We start from the raw sequence: 16,399 nt of genomic DNA, 5'->3' as shown, positions 1-16,399 counted from the left end.
ACTGGTTTCAGAGGTTTCTCTGGTTAGAATAAAGGTGTATTCACTGGCGTTGTTTGATTTTAGAAATTCCAGAAGTTCATTGCTTTCTATCGTGATGGAACCCCTTTCCTGACTGCGTGGGATTTCAAACCTACCCACTAAAGTAGCTGATTCAGTTGTGGGCGCTTCTCCCCATTTTAAATTCTCCCACGATTCCACCCCGGTGAATCCGGCAAGGGCATAGAGCTTAAATCGATTGGTTTTGGGAAGGTAGACCCGATTACCTACACCGCACGGAACCAAGTTCAGTCTTAGTCTTGATTTTTTTATCTTACTCCAATCCACCTGATCCTCTTTGAAGTTAAATAAAGCCCTTCTTTCGTAGGGATTGGAACCGGTGTCCAATTTAACCATCAAGAAATCCTGGTCGAGATATGCAATCTCATCATTTCGGATGATGGATTGGCATTTTCCCGCTGTTTGAATGCGGAGGGTGTTATTTTCCTTCTCGAGGACTGGAATAGGTTGTTCGGCACGGAGAACAATCTTTTTACTGATACCATAATCGTTCAGGGTCGCGGATTCATTTTCGAGTAGGAAGAGTGAGTCTCCCTTTGGCGAGTGTAGTGATATTTCTCCTTCCAAAACTTTGAAGTCCGATATCTTTCCGTTCTCCATGATCGATACTCCAAAAGCAGTTCCATGATCCACCGCATAGCCGGATGGTGTAGCCAAAGTGAATCCATGAGCAGAATCAGGGACATGTACTATAGCATTTCCTCTTATAAGTTTTCCCTGCATTGCAGTTTGCAGTTCAATTTCGGCAGGAGCTTCCAGTACGACTTCAGCACCGGATGAAAACCGGATCGTTGCGACGCCCGACTTTAAAGTCATCAAACCAGCCCTTAATTCGCTTCCCTCTAATGTTGGTAAGGAACTTTCCCATGCGGCATTTTCATTCGAGGCTAATGTGGCAATCGATTCTTTTGTATTAAAAAAAGAATAGCCAATTATTCCTATGGCCAAAATAAAACTGGCCGCGAAGGCAAGCAATGTGACCGTGGATGATTTACGCTTAAAAGAAATCACTTTTTCTTCTGGTAATTTCGAGCAGAATTCCTCCTCGAGGGCAGTGCCTACATTTACCTGATCGTAAAACTTTTTCCTTAAGACCGAATTTTCTCTGAGTGATTGATCCAATATTTGAATCTCCTCTTCACTAAGGTTTTGGTCCAAGTAACGGATAATTAATTCATCTTCTTTTTTCATCTTGTTTAATGGGAAATCATCTTGCATCCGCGACTTGCTTGGCGCATTCGGTAAGTCTTTGGCGAATACGGTAGATCCATTGATAGAATCCAGTTATACTTTTGCCAAATTTTTGTGCCAGTGCAGGAGTGTTTGATTCGTCGTCATACATATCCTGTAAGGCGGATCGTTGATCTTTTTTGAGTTTGCCTAAGCAGTGCTGAAGAATGGCTTCTTTTTCCAGATCCAATTGCTCAGCGTTACGATCCAATTCCTCGGCCATGAGTTCAATCGTTTCGGTTGAGAGAACCAGCCTTTCTCTTTCCCTAGCTAAATCTCGTCGCCAGGCAAGGACTTCGAATCGGGCCACTCCAAAAGACCATTTTCGGAAATCATCATCTGATTGTAACTGATCAAATTTTTTCCATAAAACAATGGCAATCTTTTGCATCACATCTGATGCATCTTCTCTGCGATATACCAGCCTCCTTACATACGCATGTATCGATGATTCATTTGCGGTGAATAAGCTGAGAAAGCGGTGATTCTTTTCTTCTTCTGATTCGAGTGTAGTCAATGTGTAGAGTGGTTTTCTTTATTCTCCGCAAACCAAAGAACTTTAACGAATATATACTATTTTTCTTTCTAGTCTTTTCCTGAAAGAAACTTTTTAAGTCGTGACTCTACCTTCCTGGGCTTTCTCATCAGTTTTTTATGATTTGCCTGAATATGGTTAAGAGCATTAGGCCAATACCCTTCAAAGCATTTCTTGCTGAGCCTACTTTGTTGTGCATGCCCAGTGCCTATTTTTATCAGTAAGGCTTCGTCCTGAAATTCGATCCTCGCACCTTTTGGAAGATCCTTCAGTGTGGATTTGGAAATTCTTTCCTGATCGGGAGGTGTCATAATCAGAGAGATCGTAATCAAGTTGCCCTGGATCTTAATGAAGGGAAAATCGTCCCTAACCTTGGTTTCGATCAAATTAATTGTCTCTGTGGTGAAGCTGTTTGGTACTTTTTCCTCTCTCTCTTCACGCATTTCTTGAATATGGGCTTTCACCAGTCGACCGATCACTTGGTTGGCCAAAGGAATAATTGCAGAAACATTCGAAATTCTTACGGTTTGGCTTCCACACAGCTGGTCGGCATTATTTTTGTAGAAACCGATATTTTGGACTTCGATATTATCAAGCAGTAATTTGATTAGTTTCCTTTCCGGTTCTCCAAACTTTCCTTGCCCATTTCCTTTTATTATCTTTTCAAGCATCTTGGTACTTGAAGATGCACTATATTCAAATATCCAATTACTAAAAAAGAAAGCTCTTTTCTCCTTAAGAACTGATTCCAATTGATCAATCTGCAATTGATTCAAACTGTTGTGGGTCCCGACATCGTTACGATTTTTTCGTGAATACTCCCCCTTATCGAGATTTCCAAAGATACCTTCGTAAGTCAGGGTTACTCTTAATTCATCTTTTTCATTATCATGGTGATAGACCAGATCCTGACTTTCAAATTCAATGCACGAACTCAGAGCAGTACAAATGAAAAGGATGACAAGGGTGGTAGGATGTATGGCTTTCATCTCATTACCCTAGAGTGCTGGTTTTTCCTTTGGCAAGGGATTAAAGCGAAGAGGGGGGGCTTACTAATTTAAAGTGGCAACTATTTCCACTTTCAGTTTTTCGCCATTCCGTCTTTGCATGGATAAGGAAAATTTATCACCCGATTCGACCTCTTTGACAAAAAGCATTCCTCCATCTTTGAAAGATTTGACCATATCTAATTGACCAATTGAGCTCCCCAGTCGGAGTCCTACCCAAGCCTGTTTTTCACCTTTTTGAATAAGAGCGGATGGTTGCGACTTGGATAAGTCTAATTCGATAAGTTTATAGCCTGATGAGAATTTCCCTTCCTCCACCCAAAAGTTTCCATTGGAAGTCGATAGCGACGCGTATCCTTTCCCTCGAATTCTAAATGTGCCACTCAACTGGATCTCTTCCGCCCACTTATCTGCGTCATCTACTTCTGATTCAATCAGATCGTCTTTAAATAAGCCTAAAAACTCAACATCGCGATCAAGTTTCTCCGGGTTATGGATTCCCACAAAGGCATATCCTTTAATCAAAAGACCGTTCGAAGTTTCCAGAACTTTGAGATTTAAGCGAATCCCATCCTGAAGTTTTTCCTTTTCATCAATTGGTACATTTTTCCTTGGGGACGTAATACTAATCTGTGCGGATTGTCCAAGAAGAGTAGTAATCGAAGGTGCTGAAAGAACCTCTTCGCCTTTTTTACTCCCCGCAATAAACTTCGATCTAATTGTAACCTGCTTTGGAGAAGGCTCCGTAAAAGCAATGGTTTGAACTCCAAACACTAGAAATACTACGATTATAAGGTTTTTAATGTTTATCATTAGGATTATTTTAAATACTCAACCTCGGTGAAATATGCACCACCGATTTGTTCGTTATCTGTGTAGAGAAAAGTCTCTAGGGTTGTTTCCCCGGTCCTTAACGAAAGTTCAAATTGAACACCGTTAACACCAGGGGGAATTGGTCTGGACATTTCCTTCCCTGCAATTCGAATTTTTGCCCGAACGGCTCGGAGAGGTTTTTTTGCCACTTCGGGGAATTGACGCAGCGTAAAACGATATTTCCCGGTCTGTTTAACCTTCACATGCCACGGTCCGGTAATTTTTTTGTACTGATTGATTTCGCTAAAATTCCAAGGCGGGTTCCCGATTTCCAATCTCCAGTCTTGGGAGCACAAGAGCGTGGGGTTTTCGTTAGGATTGCCAAGATCCAGGCAAACTGGGGTCATTCGAAAAGAGACTGATTTCCAAAATTTTTCATACAATCCACGAAGCCTTGCCACCACTTGAGGATGCTTATTCGCAATATCTTGGCGCTGCATTAGATCATTTGAAACATCATAAAGTTTTTCACCTTCCAGTAATCTCCAATCGCCCTCTAATACGCAGGACATAAACCAAGGGCTTTCTTTTTTCACAAATCGAGCACCGCCATGCATTTGAATGACTAAGTGTTCGCGGTGTGGTTTTGTTAGAGGATCGCCAAGATAGTTTGCAAACGATTTCCCATCCAGTTTCTGTTTAGTCTCAATCTTCAATCCACAAAGTTCTGCCAAAGTGGGTAAAACATCGAGGTGAGCGGTCAGGTTTTTCCGGTCTTGCCCACCCATTAAACCACCGTCTGGCCAGTGAATAAAAAAGGGGACTCGGTGCCCACCTTCAAACATAGTCGATTTTTGTCCGCGCATTCCAGCATTGAAACCCCGGTACCCTTTCAAATCTCCGCCAGGGCCCCCATTTCCTTTAGCTGTCCCGTTATCAGTTGTGAATATGAAAATCGTGTTCTTCGCGATATCGAGTTCATCCAGTTGTTTCCTTAGCAGTCCGATATTATGATCTAGGTTTGCGATCATACCGTAAAATTCAGCCCCAAATTTCCAAGTTACCTTTTTGCGATAAGGTGCCGACCATTTTTCAGGTACCCGGTAGGGGGAGTGGGGGGCATTGGTAGCCAAGTATAGAAAGAATGGATCCTTTTGGTTTTTTTCAATGAATGTCATCGATTCCTTAAACCAAACATCCGTGGCATATCCTTTGAATCTCTCTTGTTTTCCATTACGTTCGTAAGTGTCATCGAATTGGTTATTGCCCCAAAAATCAGGTGCCTGTCCGATACCGCCGCCTTTGTGCCAAAGCACATCCTGGAATCCACGGTCTTGGGGGCGGCAGGGAGCGTTGTCACCGAGATGCCACTTCGCAATCAATCCAGTTTTGTACCCTGCATCTGTAAAGTAGTTCGCCATGGTTATTTCATCATGGTGTAAATTACTGCGCCCACTGCTTGTTCTGTAGGCACCGGTACGGGCAGGATAACGTCCCGTCATTAATGCCGCGCGGGTGGGCGTACAAAATGGACTTACATGATAATTTGTCAGGCGAATTGAATTGGCATGTAATCGATCCAAGTTTGGCGTTTTGAGAATTGGATTGCCATGGCAACTTAAGTCGCCGTAACCTTGGTCATCAGTCATGATCAGAATGACATTCGGTTGTTCGCCAAAAGAGAGAGCAGGAATGTAAAAAGACAAATGAACTAAAAATGCCTTGAGGAATAATTTAATTTTTATCATTTTGGGGAGATTAAACTAGGGCTCAGTGAAAAAATCAAAATCTTATTTTAGACTATATTGGATTCTAACTGGATAATCCGCTTTGACGAATCGAAACCACCAACCCGTGGAAGACTATCGGTTCGGAGAAATAATAATTGAGGACTCATATAATAGGGGAATAGGCCTACCAGTACTGTGTTTAATTTCATTTGCATCTAACTACACTCACGCAATCGTGCTGGAATTTATGGAGGAAGGAAAACTTTCCTTTGATACCTGAAAAAAGACAAGAAGATTTATGGAATATCAGATAGATAAAGTCTTTGGTATGCTGTACTAAAGCTTATTTTCATTCGCCCATTTTGAGTAGAGCAAAAACGGGCGACCATATCCAACTCCTCCGCTTTTTCCATACCTTCTTTTGGCCCCAGTATCATTAGTGCAGTCGCCCATGCATCCGCATCCCTTGCAGAAGGAGCAAACGCATTAACTGCAATCAGGTCGTGATCCACTGGTCGGCCTGTTCGTGGATCCATTAAGTGCGAAGCACTCTGGTTAGAATAGGGATAAGGCTTATTGAGTTGATAAGTTCCGGATGTAGCCACTGAATAGTTTCTAAGGTTTACAGGTTTCAGGGAATCTTTACCTGTCCCTCCATTTTCTAGGCCGACGACCCAACCCTTCCCGTTTCTACCTTTACCATGGGCTCGGACTTCTCCTCCAATCTCAACTAGGAAATTATTAAAATTCCAGCCTTGGAGCAGGGTACAAATTTGATCAATGATTTCGCCCTTGGCTGATCCGGAAAAATCAAGTTGCAGGGTGGGTAGTTTTTTTCGGACTAACCCTTTGTGTAAAAGTTCAACTTTGTTCATTCCGGTTAATGATAATGCCCCGCTAATTTGCTTGTCAGTCGGAATGGTGGATCTTGTTTTTCCAACCGGTCCGAATCCCCATAAGTTTACAACTGGGGCGATGGTGGGATCGAAGGTTCCGCCACTTTGTTTATGTATCCATTTGGAATGCTTTAAAAGAGCAAGCAATTGTGGATGAATGGATATGGGCGTTGTGGTCAGGGCACCATTAAATTGATAAAGCTCAGAATCCGGTCGCCAGTGAGAAAAGATTTTATCGCAACCTTCGAGTTTTTGGCTGATATCAGTTCTTAAGTCCTCAATTCTGAAATGGGTAGTGGTAAGTACTTTGACAGACCATGTGGTGCCTAGGGCTTTCCCTTTAAGTTCAGTGATTGATGGGCTATCCGAGACCGTGTTTTCCGAACATCCGCAAAGGCAAAGGATAATGGTAAGAAATACTGGAATGTGCAGATTCAAATGAATAAATATAGAAGAATCGAGAGAACAAGAAGGGCAAAGCTAAAGTAATCTCTCCGGCTCCATCCCTGATCGTTTTTTCCAAATTCAAAGAGTTTAAGCATGGCCCCTGTTGGGCAGCCATAGCGGCAGTAGGCCATTGGGACGAAGGCGGATGCAACTAAGCTAAGCAAGGCAATGGCAATTGTGATTCCACCGGCAACTTCCCAGACATAGGCATCAAAGGGTTCAAGGATGGCCACTTCACGAGCGGAAGCAGTAAAAGCGAAAATAACGACAAGTCCAAGTAATCCTACGGGCAAAAATTTGAGAATCCCATCCAATTTCTTGGGGAGGCGAACCGGGTTTTTTCTGAATTTTCTCATCCATTGCTGGGCTGCCCCGTGTGGACATAGCTGATGGCAATAAAAAGCCTTGCCGGTAGTCATGGGTACGAGCAATGCAGCGAAAGTGAGCAGGGCAAGAATCGGAGCACGCTCCCATGGCACACCGCTTTGGGCCCACCCTGCAAAAAGGGCCTGGGAGAGAATGTCTCCATTTACCAATCCAAGATAGCAAACCAGTAGGACTTGAAGGGATACGCGAAAAAATTTGGTTTTCCCCCGTTTGTTAAAAGCCACAAAACCAGCAAGCAGAATAACGGCAAGCGATCCATAATCCCTGGCCTTCCAGTTGATGAATGATTTTTTGGCCTCTTGGTTCAGCAATTTTTCCTGCTCCCAAATCGTGGCGGTTTTAACAATGCCCTCGGCCATGGCCATACTGGTCATGGTGGCTCCGGATACCCCTTCGACTTCTTCCTCGGTCAGGTTCATGTCTGCAAGTTGAGAAATGGACCGGCCAGTAAACAGCGAGGCGAAGTAGGCGTCGTCATTGGGGTAGTCCGCATAGGGTTCGTTTTCAAAGCTCGATCGTATTTTCATCCCTGTGAGTGAACCATTGGTATCAAAAACTAATAGAGAATCCACCGGTCCCTGATACCCAATGATCTGGTCAGCATGGGGTGAGCTTCTTCCGGTCTGCCCCAACTTGGTACCATTGATATCCAAAATTTCTAGGAGGGAAGGGTGGGTGGCAGAGGGAATCAATTGAGATGCCGCCGGAATATGTTCTTGCACCTCTTCGATTTGAATCGGATTCGGAAATCGGCTTGCCTGTTTTTCCCCACCAAAGCGAAGGGAGATTGCGTCCACAATTGCTAAGCTGGTTAGGGTGGCCCCGGATACAGCTTCTATTTTATTGGATTGAGCGAGTTCCTTCCGTGTCATCCCAGTGAATTGCTCAAAAAAAGCAGGCTCTTCAATAATCGCATCCACATGATCAACCGTGTCCCCACTCGAACGAATAGAGACAGAAGACACCTTTTGATCCTGATCCCAGATAACCATTACATTCGTAGGGCCGGAGAATCCGATTGCCGAATCTCCTTCGGGAGAGGTTTGGGTCACCATTCCCAGAAGGTTTTCATTTTGATCAAGTGCCTGAAGTGTAGATGGATTATCCGTATCGGGACCAAGAGAGAATGCCAAGGGCAGGATTTCCTTCACTTCGGTAAGTGGTATCGGTTGGCCCTTCTCCTTTAGGTCGGCCAGGAAATCCTGATGGGATTGATGAATCAACCCCACGATGATAACGAGACAAATAAACCGGCAAAAATGGCGTATTCGTCTCACCTATGCCAGACTTGCAATTGCTTTAATCAACCGGAACAAGTTGAGCGGCGTCCACATGAACATTTCCCTGAGCTCCTTTCGCAATCAGACTGACCAATACCTTTTGTCCTTTTCTAAGGGTGATTTTCCCCACCGAATGAAATCCGTTTTCAAAACTTGGTTTTTGGGTCATGTTTACAATGGAGTTCATCTTGATGGTTTTATCCCCCGTGGTTACATCAATTGAAACGGATTTTCCCCGATTGGGGTGGGGTTGATAGGCAATTCGAGTATCAAACTGTCCAGCTTTGGGAGCTTCCAAAGTAAAGGTCGCAATACTCTCAGGATCGCTTGAGTACTGATAGCCGAATGAAAAATAAGGCTTAAGTCCCTGTCCCTTCATCCATTTTCCTTCAAACACAGCTTGGCTGTCATCGACTACTCCGGTGAACTTCTTCGGGTCCAGCCCGTTGGGTGCCCCGTATCGTCCGGCAAGTTGCATCGCATCATCTGGAATGATAATCTTATCATTTACGGTTGGACGAAACGCCTTTCCGGGAAGGTTGATCAGTTCAATCAGATCATCGAGATGAGATTCATAAACATCGCGAGGCAGGCAATCCTTCTGGATACAAATGGATGCTGCACGTCCGACCACTTCCCCCATCATTCCGCAGGTTTTCATTACCCGTACCGTACCGAGTGCCTCGTGAGTCACGCTGATACAACGTCCTGCCATAAACAGGTTTTCAATGTTTCGGGAATAGAAGCAACGGTAGGGAACGGGATAGCCGTAACTTCGGTCAACTCCTTTGCCATGTACCGCGTAGGAAATAAATGGATTGTCCGGAAACTTTTTGGCATATTGTTTCTTGGGGTAGTGGAGGTCGATACTCCAGGTGCTGGGCACGCATCCGTCAGGGAATGCCCGCTTGGTAACGATATCCTCCTCTGTGAGTAAGACATCTCCGAGAAGACGGCGAGATTCGCGGGGACCGCCGACATAGGCAACCCAAGTAAGCTTGGAGTTTTTGTGCTCTTTCGCACCGTCGCGGTTTTTCATCGCATTGAATGCCCCGAAAACAGCCCGCAGGTTCCAGTCACGAATACCTTCTGCATCTCCCAGTGGATCTTTGTCATATCCGCTTTCCCAAAACCATTCTCCATGAAATCTCCGAGGGTAGGGGAAATCCGCCATGTTCAAATCTAAAGCCCAGGGAGTCTTGGGATAAGTTACTTCTTTTTCATCGTTTGCCCAAACCCACATATTACTCATACCCATTCTTTCCTTGGGTGTCATTGTGTTGTCAGCTCCGGCGAGAAAGCCAATCGTTCCATGCCCGGTTGCGTCCACGAACAGAGGTCCTGAAAAACGGGTTACTTGTCCATTTTTAACATTAAAGGCATGGACGGCTGATATTTTCTCTCCGGATTTTTTAACCTGAAAAGCATGATGGTAAAGGTGCAGATCGATATTTTTTTCGGCCCGTACAATCATTTCCTTTTTGGCGTCCTCGAATTCCTCATAAGTACCCGGAGACTTTTTGGCATGATCACAAATTTCCTCGATGATTTCTCCAATTCGTGGATATTTTCCCCGGCGAATATTTCCTTTTGCCCATACGCGTACCTCACTCGATCCGTTGCCTCCGAGCACTCCGCGATCTTGTATTAGGGCGACTTTGCATCCCATGCGGGCCCCTGAGATCGCCGCACCCAAACCGGAATAGCCACCGCCTACTACGATCAAATCATATTTTTTATCGATCGGTTTTTCGGTGATTCCCAGAAGATCGCGACGCCAGGTGGCGAGAATTTGAGAGTCATTGGGTGGAACTTCTTTGTACGAGGTCAGGTAGATCGCATCGCATCGTCCGTTAAATCCAGTCAGGTCTCTTAGGGCCAAGGTGTTTTTCCCTTTTTTAAGAGAAATCTGTCCTCCACCTTGCCAATCCCACTCGGCTCCCTTTGTACCGAAAGTGGTTTTTACCGGGATACCATTGATAATGATCTGAAAGCGACCGGGTTGTCCCTTCGCTCCCCAACGGGCGACCCAGTCCTTGGTGCGGGCAAATAATTGATAGCTTCCACCTTCTTTCATCTCAATGGTAGTGGTCGCATCTTGAACGGGTGTTCCCAGACCATGAGCCAAAAGATAGGGGGAACCCATTTCGCGGATGAATTGAGTGTCGAGTTTCCATCCTCCATGATCTGAAAAAGACTCCGTTTCAACGAGGATTCTTTCTGCCTGCAAAAACCAGACTGGCGTAAATAGAAGAAGAGTGGTGAGGAGGAATCTATTCATTTTATTTAGTTGGAGTTTCATTAAAAGGGTACACTCCAAGAGGAGGAGGAATTTAACGGCTTCTTCCATCGTCGAGAAATTTTTGTAACTCGGATTTCATTCTTTCGAATACTTTTGGGTTTTTCTCCGCTAGGTTATTCTTTTCCGCAGGGTCCTTGGAAAGATCAAAAAGTGCGTATTGAGGAACCGGTTGACCGCGCTGACTGCTTAGCAATTTATTGACCTGAAAATTCTGAGTTTTTTTGGAGTCATGCCTTTGAAGTTTCCATTTTCCTGCACGGTAACCATAGTTGTTTCCTCTACCATTATCCTGTTGGATCAGGTGAGGGCGACCTTTAGCTCCTTTTTTCCCAAGCATAGCATCCATAACATCGAGACTATCGAGGCAGGCATCTTCGGGTAATTTGACTCCAAGATGATTGGCAAGACTACCTGCAAAATCAATGGTGCAGACCACTTCATCAGACACTCCTGGTTTAATGGTTCCAGGCCAATATGCTATGAAGGGTGTGCGTGTGCCTCCTTCAAATATACTGTACTTCCCTCCTGAGTAGGGACCTGCTGCCTTATGATCCCCCATTTTTTCAAGAGCCTCATCCGCGTAGCCATCATCGCCCACAGGTCCATTATCTGAACAGAATACGATCATGGTGTTTTTTTCCAGTCCCTCTTTTTTTAGATACTTCACGATTTCTCCCACACACCAGTCGAGTTGTACGATCACATCGCCACGGTAGCTCATCGCAGATGTGCCACGAAATCGCTCATGGGGAATTCTCGGTACATGAAGATCATGGGAAGCAAAGAAGAGAAAGAATGGATCCTTCTTATTTTTTCCAATCCATTCTTTTGATTTTTCGACCCATTTGTCGGCCAGATCTTCATCCCTGAAACGGGCAGCATGCCCACCGGTATAGAACCCGATACGGCTGATGCCATTGTGAATGGTGTGGTTGTGTCCATGAGTCCAATCCATTTTCAAAGTGTCCCGATGGGTTACTCCTGTTGGGTGATCATCGCTTGGTTTCTTCATGCCTACCCAGAGAGGATCTTTGGGGTCAAGATTGAGGACCCGGTGGTTTTCAACATAGACCTGAGGAACCCGGTCATTGGTTGTGGGGAGTAGAAAATTATAATCAAATCCAATTTCACGAGGACCTGGTTTAAGTTGTTCGTTCCATTGGGGGCCCACACCAGGACTTCCCAGCCCAAGGTGCCACTTGCCAACCACTGCAGTTTTATAGCCCGCCTGCTTAAGCATATCGGGTAGGGTATAGGCGTCTTCCGGGATGATGAGAGGAGAACTGGGTGGTGCAATCCCCGTATTCTTTCCACGAAAGGCATAGGTCCCGGTAAGAAAGGAATAACGGGTGGGTGTACAGGTTGAAGCTGAACAGTATCCGCTGGTGAATTTAAGTCCTTCCTTGGCGAGTTTGTCGATGTGCGGGGTTTTTAAGTTTTTTGGTTTTGCCCCGTAGCACCCAAGGTCTCCGTATCCAAGGTCATCAGCCATGATGACGATTACATTTGGTTTTTTTGCAACTGCAGTGAGTGCGAGAAGCACTGTGATAGAGACAAATATAGAAGAAGTAATTTTTTTCATTTGGATATGCAGTAGTTACTACAAATTAATTAACTAGGAATTTATTGTAGGGGTTGCTTTTGTTTTTATGGATAATTACCATAAATTTCGCTTTAATTTTGGTCAAGAAGTCACTTGCTTTTGATGAAAAAAGATATGCTGGGCATTCTTTTTTTTCCAAAGGCTTGCAACTGCTGAAATAATTTCTTGTTATTAATCATTTCCATGGCATTTGCTTTGATTCCATTTTTCATCTCCCTGGCTCTTCTCTTTTGGTGGCGATCGCTCGTCCTTTTCAAACGGACAGTTGAGGATGTTCCGACTTCCAAGGTAAAAGGGGTGTTTTTCGGGTTAAATGAGGTTAAAGGTTTCGTCAAGTCGGATGCCCCGTTGCAAACTTACCTTACCGAAGAGCCGACTGTATGGTATGAATGGAGTATTTCGGAGCATTGGAAGAAAACCGAAAGCTACAGGGATAAAGATGGGAATCGAAAGACCCGAACAAAAAGCGGTTGGCGAAAGGTTGATTCAGGAGGGAGTTTTCAATCGTTTTTTCTAAAAGATGATACGGGTGAGCTGCTCATCGAACCGGAAGGTGCAAAGGTTGATGCTCCTTCCACTATTTCCCTAAGTTGTAGTCCGAACGATCCACTTTACTATGGAAAAGGACCAAGTGGATCGATTGCAAATTCAACTCATCGGAGAAGGTTTTCAGAGCATTCGCTTACTCCCAATGATAATCTTTACATTCTTGGTCCGGCCAAACTCAGGGAAGAGGTCGCTCAGCCGATGATTACCCAAAGCAAGGATGCCCGGTATTATTTCATTTCGACCAAGTCCGAGTCCCAGATTATCCGATCGAAGAATGTTTGGTCTTTTATTATAATTCTCTTTTCCTTCGTAGCCGCTTTAGTTGTTCCCGTAGTCGTGATTTCGGTGGAGACTGGAGTAGAACCCCAAGAAGCCATGCTTGAGAACCCTGGTTGGATCTTTGTGTCGGGTCTGATCTTTCTTGCAGTTGCTAGTCTTTTTTACCTCACGATATTGTATAATGGTTTGATCCGGGTGCGTAATCGTCTCATCCATGCTATGGGTCTAATTGAAATTCAATTGAAGCGTCGTCACGATTTGATTCCCAGATTGTTAAAATGTGTAAAGGGAATCGCGGAATACGAATCTGAAGTGCAGGAGCTAGTTGCTTCCTTTCGTTCATCGGGTTCGAATGGAACGAGTCGTGATACAGCCGATTTGGGCGAGGGAATTAATCAAGGGGCAGGTTTGGTTGGCGGCTTGTTTGTTTTGTCTGAAAATTACCCTAATTTGAGTGCGGATCAAAACTATGGTTCATTTATGAAGGAATTGCTCGACACCGAAGACCGGATTGCCTTGGCCCGTGAATTTTATAATGATAGCCTACTTGCACTTCAGGACCGTTTGCTTACCTTTCCAGATGTTTTGGTTGCCAAATGGTTTCGCTTTCGAGCAGGGAAAAACCTTAGTCTTCTTCCTGATCCAGAGATGGCACAGGCTCCGAAAGTTTCTATTTGAACTGACAAACTTACTAATCTCGCGAAGAACCCTAACGATTCATTATCTGTTCGATCTCTTCTGCTTCGATGGGGATTTTGGACATTAGATTAACGGGTCCATTTTTCGTAATTTGAATGTTATCCTCGAGGCGAACCCCAAAGCCTTCATCCGGTAAATAAATGCCAGGTTCCACGGTAAAGACCGAGTTTTCCCGAAAGACGGACTGGCCATTTGATACATCATGAACATCGAGACCAAGAGAATGCCCTAATCCATGCATGTAGAATTTTCTGCAGGCCGGCTGATCCGGATCCTGTTTTTTAACCTGTGCTTTGGTTATGAGTTTTAGCCGGAGCATTTCTTCCGTCATCATGTCATGAGAATCATTTTGCCATTCTTTGAGGCTTTTTCCGATGGTAGCATTATCAATACACTGACGTAGGACCCGTAAAACTGAATTGTATACCTGCTTTTGCCGTCGTGAGAATTTTCCGCTTACGGGAATGGTACGGGTAAGGTCGGCATTGTAATTGGCGTAGCAGGCACCGACATCCATGAGCAGAAGTTGTCCCTTTCTACAGGTTTGGTCGTTCTGTAAATAGTGCAAAACACAGGCATTGGATCCGGATGCGATGATAGGGGTATAGGCAAACTTACTTCTGCATTTAATAAATTCCTTCGCCCATTCCGCTTCAATCTCGTACTCGGTTACCCCGGGTTTGACCATGCGAAGAACTTTTCGAAAACCATTTGTGGTTACATTAATTGCCTGTTTGATCAATTTGATTTCCTCTGCACTTTTACAAAAGCGCAGGTCGTGCAGATGCGGGGCCAAGCGTTCAATTTTATGAAGAGGGTAATCTTTGAGAACTTTTCGGTTAAACCGTTGTTCACGGGTTTCCACCTCATTGGCTGCTCGACTGTGTTCGTTTTCATTAAGATAAAAAACTTCAGCCTCAGCGGCAAGAAGCTGAAAAATATTATCGAAGTCCTCGGTCCAGTAAACAGTCTGAATGCCTGAAATCTTCTGAGCGTCTTCTTTGCTATGCTTATACCCTTCCCAAATCTTTAAATGTTCATTCGGTTGACGAACGAACAAAATTTCCCGGTGCTTGGGGTTGGAACAATCCGGGAACAGAACGAGTAAGCTTTCTTCCTGTTCAATGCCCGAAAGGTAAAAAAGATCGGAATTGGGATGGAGTGGAAGTGTGCCGTCTGCATTTGTGGGCAGCACATCATTCGCGTTCGCAACTGCAATTGCTTTGCCGGGTAATTTGCCACAAAGTTTCTTGCGGTTGTTTGAGAAAAGTTTTGAGCTTACGGAGAGGTGTCGCATGTGTTTGTGGTTAAAGGGATAACTAAAACATCCTCCAAATTGTTCGCAAGCACCAAGCTTTCTTCCAGACCTTTATTTAAGGACAATCTTATTTTAATTTGTCCAAAGATTCAGTTTTTATTACTACTTAGATTATGCAAATTAAATTATACGCCCTGCTTACATTATTCAGCCTTTCCACATTATGGGCAGAAAAACCGAATATAATATACATAATATGCGATGACCTTGGGTATGGGGATATTCAGTGTTTAAATCCGGAAAAAGGCAAAATACCGACCCCTCATGTGGATAAGCTAGCTACCCAGGGTATGGTTTTTACGGATGCACATTCTGGATCCTCAGTCTGTACTCCCACCCGTTACGGAGTTTTGACGGGACGATATAGTTGGCGTACAAAACTTCAATCCGGAGTTGTTCAGGGTTTTGCTCCCTGTTTGATTACAAAAGACCGTCCAACGGTATCTGGTTTTTTGAAAAATGAAGGTTATCATACTGCGATTATTGGGAAATGGCATCTCAATTTTAAATACCTTGATCCAGAAAGTGGAGAAGAATATTCGAAGAAGAAATATAAGGCCCCTCCTGTAGGATCAAAAATTCCCGACGGTCCCATTCATCGGGGTTTTGATTATTTTCATGGATTTCATCATGCCGGTAATATGGAGGCGGTGATCGAGGATGATAAAGTCATCGCTCACGATCCTGTAATCAACATGCTTCCACGTTTAACCCAAAAATCCGTTCAATATATCGAATCTCGTAAAGATTCAAAGAAACCATTCTTCCTCTATGTTCCTCTCGGTTCTCCGCACACCCCCATTGTTCCGACTCCGGAATGGGAAGGGAAGAGTGGCCTCGGGAAATATGGTGATTTTGTCATGCAGACTGATCATGTGGTCGGAGAAATTCAAAAAGCTCTTACTAAAATAGGACAGGTGGATAATACCTTGATCATTTTTACCAGCGATAACGGTTGTTCCAAGGCTGCTGGAATTGGTGAACTGGCCAAGCAGGGGCATATTGTAAGTGCTGATCTACGGGGATCCAAAGCGGATCTCTGGGATGGCGGGCATCGCATTCCATTCATTGTAAAGTGGCCCGGGAGGGTAAAGCCTGGATCTGAATCTGATCAATTAATATGCCTTACTGATCTATTTGCTACGATGACAGACCTATTGGGACAAAAAGCCCTCGAGAATGGTGCGGAAGACAGCGTAAGTTTTCTGCCTGCGCTTTATGGGAAAAAGATTGTATCGACCCGAAAGGGCGTGATTCATCATTCCGT

General features: G+C 44.3%; 12 protein-coding genes. 2 read left to right on the top strand and 10 right to left on the bottom strand.

Annotation, left to right across the window (positions count from 1 at the left end):
- The 9 genes from ACKPQ5_RS06815 to ACKPQ5_RS06775 all read right to left on the bottom strand — a co-directional run.
- The coding region (locus ACKPQ5_RS06815) for a FecR domain-containing protein (protein ID WP_407678350.1) at positions 1–1,275 on the bottom strand (1,275 nt) is incomplete at its 3' end.
- Positions 1,265–1,804, bottom strand: coding sequence for a sigma-70 family RNA polymerase sigma factor (locus tag ACKPQ5_RS06810; protein ID WP_407678349.1), 540 nt, complete (start codon positions 1,802–1,804; stop codon positions 1,265–1,267). The genes ACKPQ5_RS06815 and ACKPQ5_RS06810, both read right to left, overlap by 11 nt.
- Positions 1,805–1,872: 68 nt before the next feature.
- Positions 1,873–2,811, bottom strand: coding sequence for a hypothetical protein (locus tag ACKPQ5_RS06805; RefSeq protein WP_407678348.1), 939 nt, complete (start codon positions 2,809–2,811; stop codon positions 1,873–1,875).
- Positions 2,812–2,874: 63 nt separating this feature from the next.
- Entirely contained in the window at positions 2,875–3,642 is a 768-nt protein-coding gene (locus tag ACKPQ5_RS06800) for a hypothetical protein (protein ID WP_407678347.1), read from the bottom strand.
- Positions 3,643–3,647: 5 nt separating this feature from the next.
- Positions 3,648–5,390, bottom strand: coding sequence for an arylsulfatase (locus ACKPQ5_RS06795; protein WP_407678346.1), 1,743 nt, complete (start codon positions 5,388–5,390; stop codon positions 3,648–3,650).
- 278 nt (positions 5,391–5,668) lie between these two features.
- Positions 5,669–6,706, bottom strand: a complete 1,038-nt coding sequence (locus ACKPQ5_RS06790; protein WP_407678345.1) for an FAD:protein FMN transferase — start codon at positions 6,704–6,706, stop codon at positions 5,669–5,671.
- Complete coding sequence (locus ACKPQ5_RS06785) at positions 6,703–8,325, bottom strand: FMN-binding protein (RefSeq protein ID WP_407678344.1); 1,623 nt, start codon at positions 8,323–8,325, stop codon at positions 6,703–6,705. Before ACKPQ5_RS06785 ends, ACKPQ5_RS06790 begins: the two co-directional genes overlap by 4 nt.
- A 76-nt stretch (positions 8,326–8,401) precedes the next feature.
- Positions 8,402–10,663: an FAD-dependent oxidoreductase gene (locus ACKPQ5_RS06780; RefSeq protein ID WP_407678343.1), complete on the bottom strand. Its 2,262-nt coding sequence runs from the start codon at positions 10,661–10,663 to the stop codon at positions 8,402–8,404.
- 52 nt (positions 10,664–10,715) lie between these two features.
- Positions 10,716–12,266 carry a sulfatase family protein gene (locus ACKPQ5_RS06775; RefSeq protein ID WP_407678342.1) on the bottom strand — a complete coding sequence of 517 codons (1,551 nt, stop codon included), beginning with the start codon at positions 12,264–12,266 and terminating at the stop codon, positions 10,716–10,718.
- Positions 12,267–12,470: 204 nt separating this feature from the next.
- Between ACKPQ5_RS06775 and ACKPQ5_RS06770 the strand changes: the two genes are divergently transcribed.
- Complete coding sequence (locus tag ACKPQ5_RS06770; protein ID WP_407678341.1) at positions 12,471–13,793, top strand: LemA family protein; 1,323 nt, start codon at positions 12,471–12,473, stop codon at positions 13,791–13,793.
- Positions 13,794–13,824: 31 nt separating this feature from the next.
- Here the strand turns inward: ACKPQ5_RS06770 and ACKPQ5_RS06765 are convergent, their stop codons facing one another.
- Positions 13,825–15,111: an aminopeptidase P family protein gene (locus ACKPQ5_RS06765; protein ID WP_407678340.1), complete on the bottom strand. Its 1,287-nt coding sequence runs from the start codon at positions 15,109–15,111 to the stop codon at positions 13,825–13,827.
- A gap of 134 nt (positions 15,112–15,245) precedes the next feature.
- Between ACKPQ5_RS06765 and ACKPQ5_RS06760 the strand changes: the two genes are divergently transcribed.
- Positions 15,246–16,399, top strand: a 1,154-nt coding sequence (locus tag ACKPQ5_RS06760) for a sulfatase family protein (protein ID WP_407678339.1), incomplete at its 3' end; no start/stop codon positions are given.

The organism is Candidatus Seribacter sulfatis (genome assembly GCF_964187635.1).
GTDB lineage: Bacteria > Verrucomicrobiota > Verrucomicrobiia > Opitutales > Seribacteraceae > Seribacter > Seribacter sulfatis.
The sequence above is the reverse complement of the archived record's forward strand: the minus strand, read 5'-3'. Positions and strand labels throughout refer to the sequence as shown.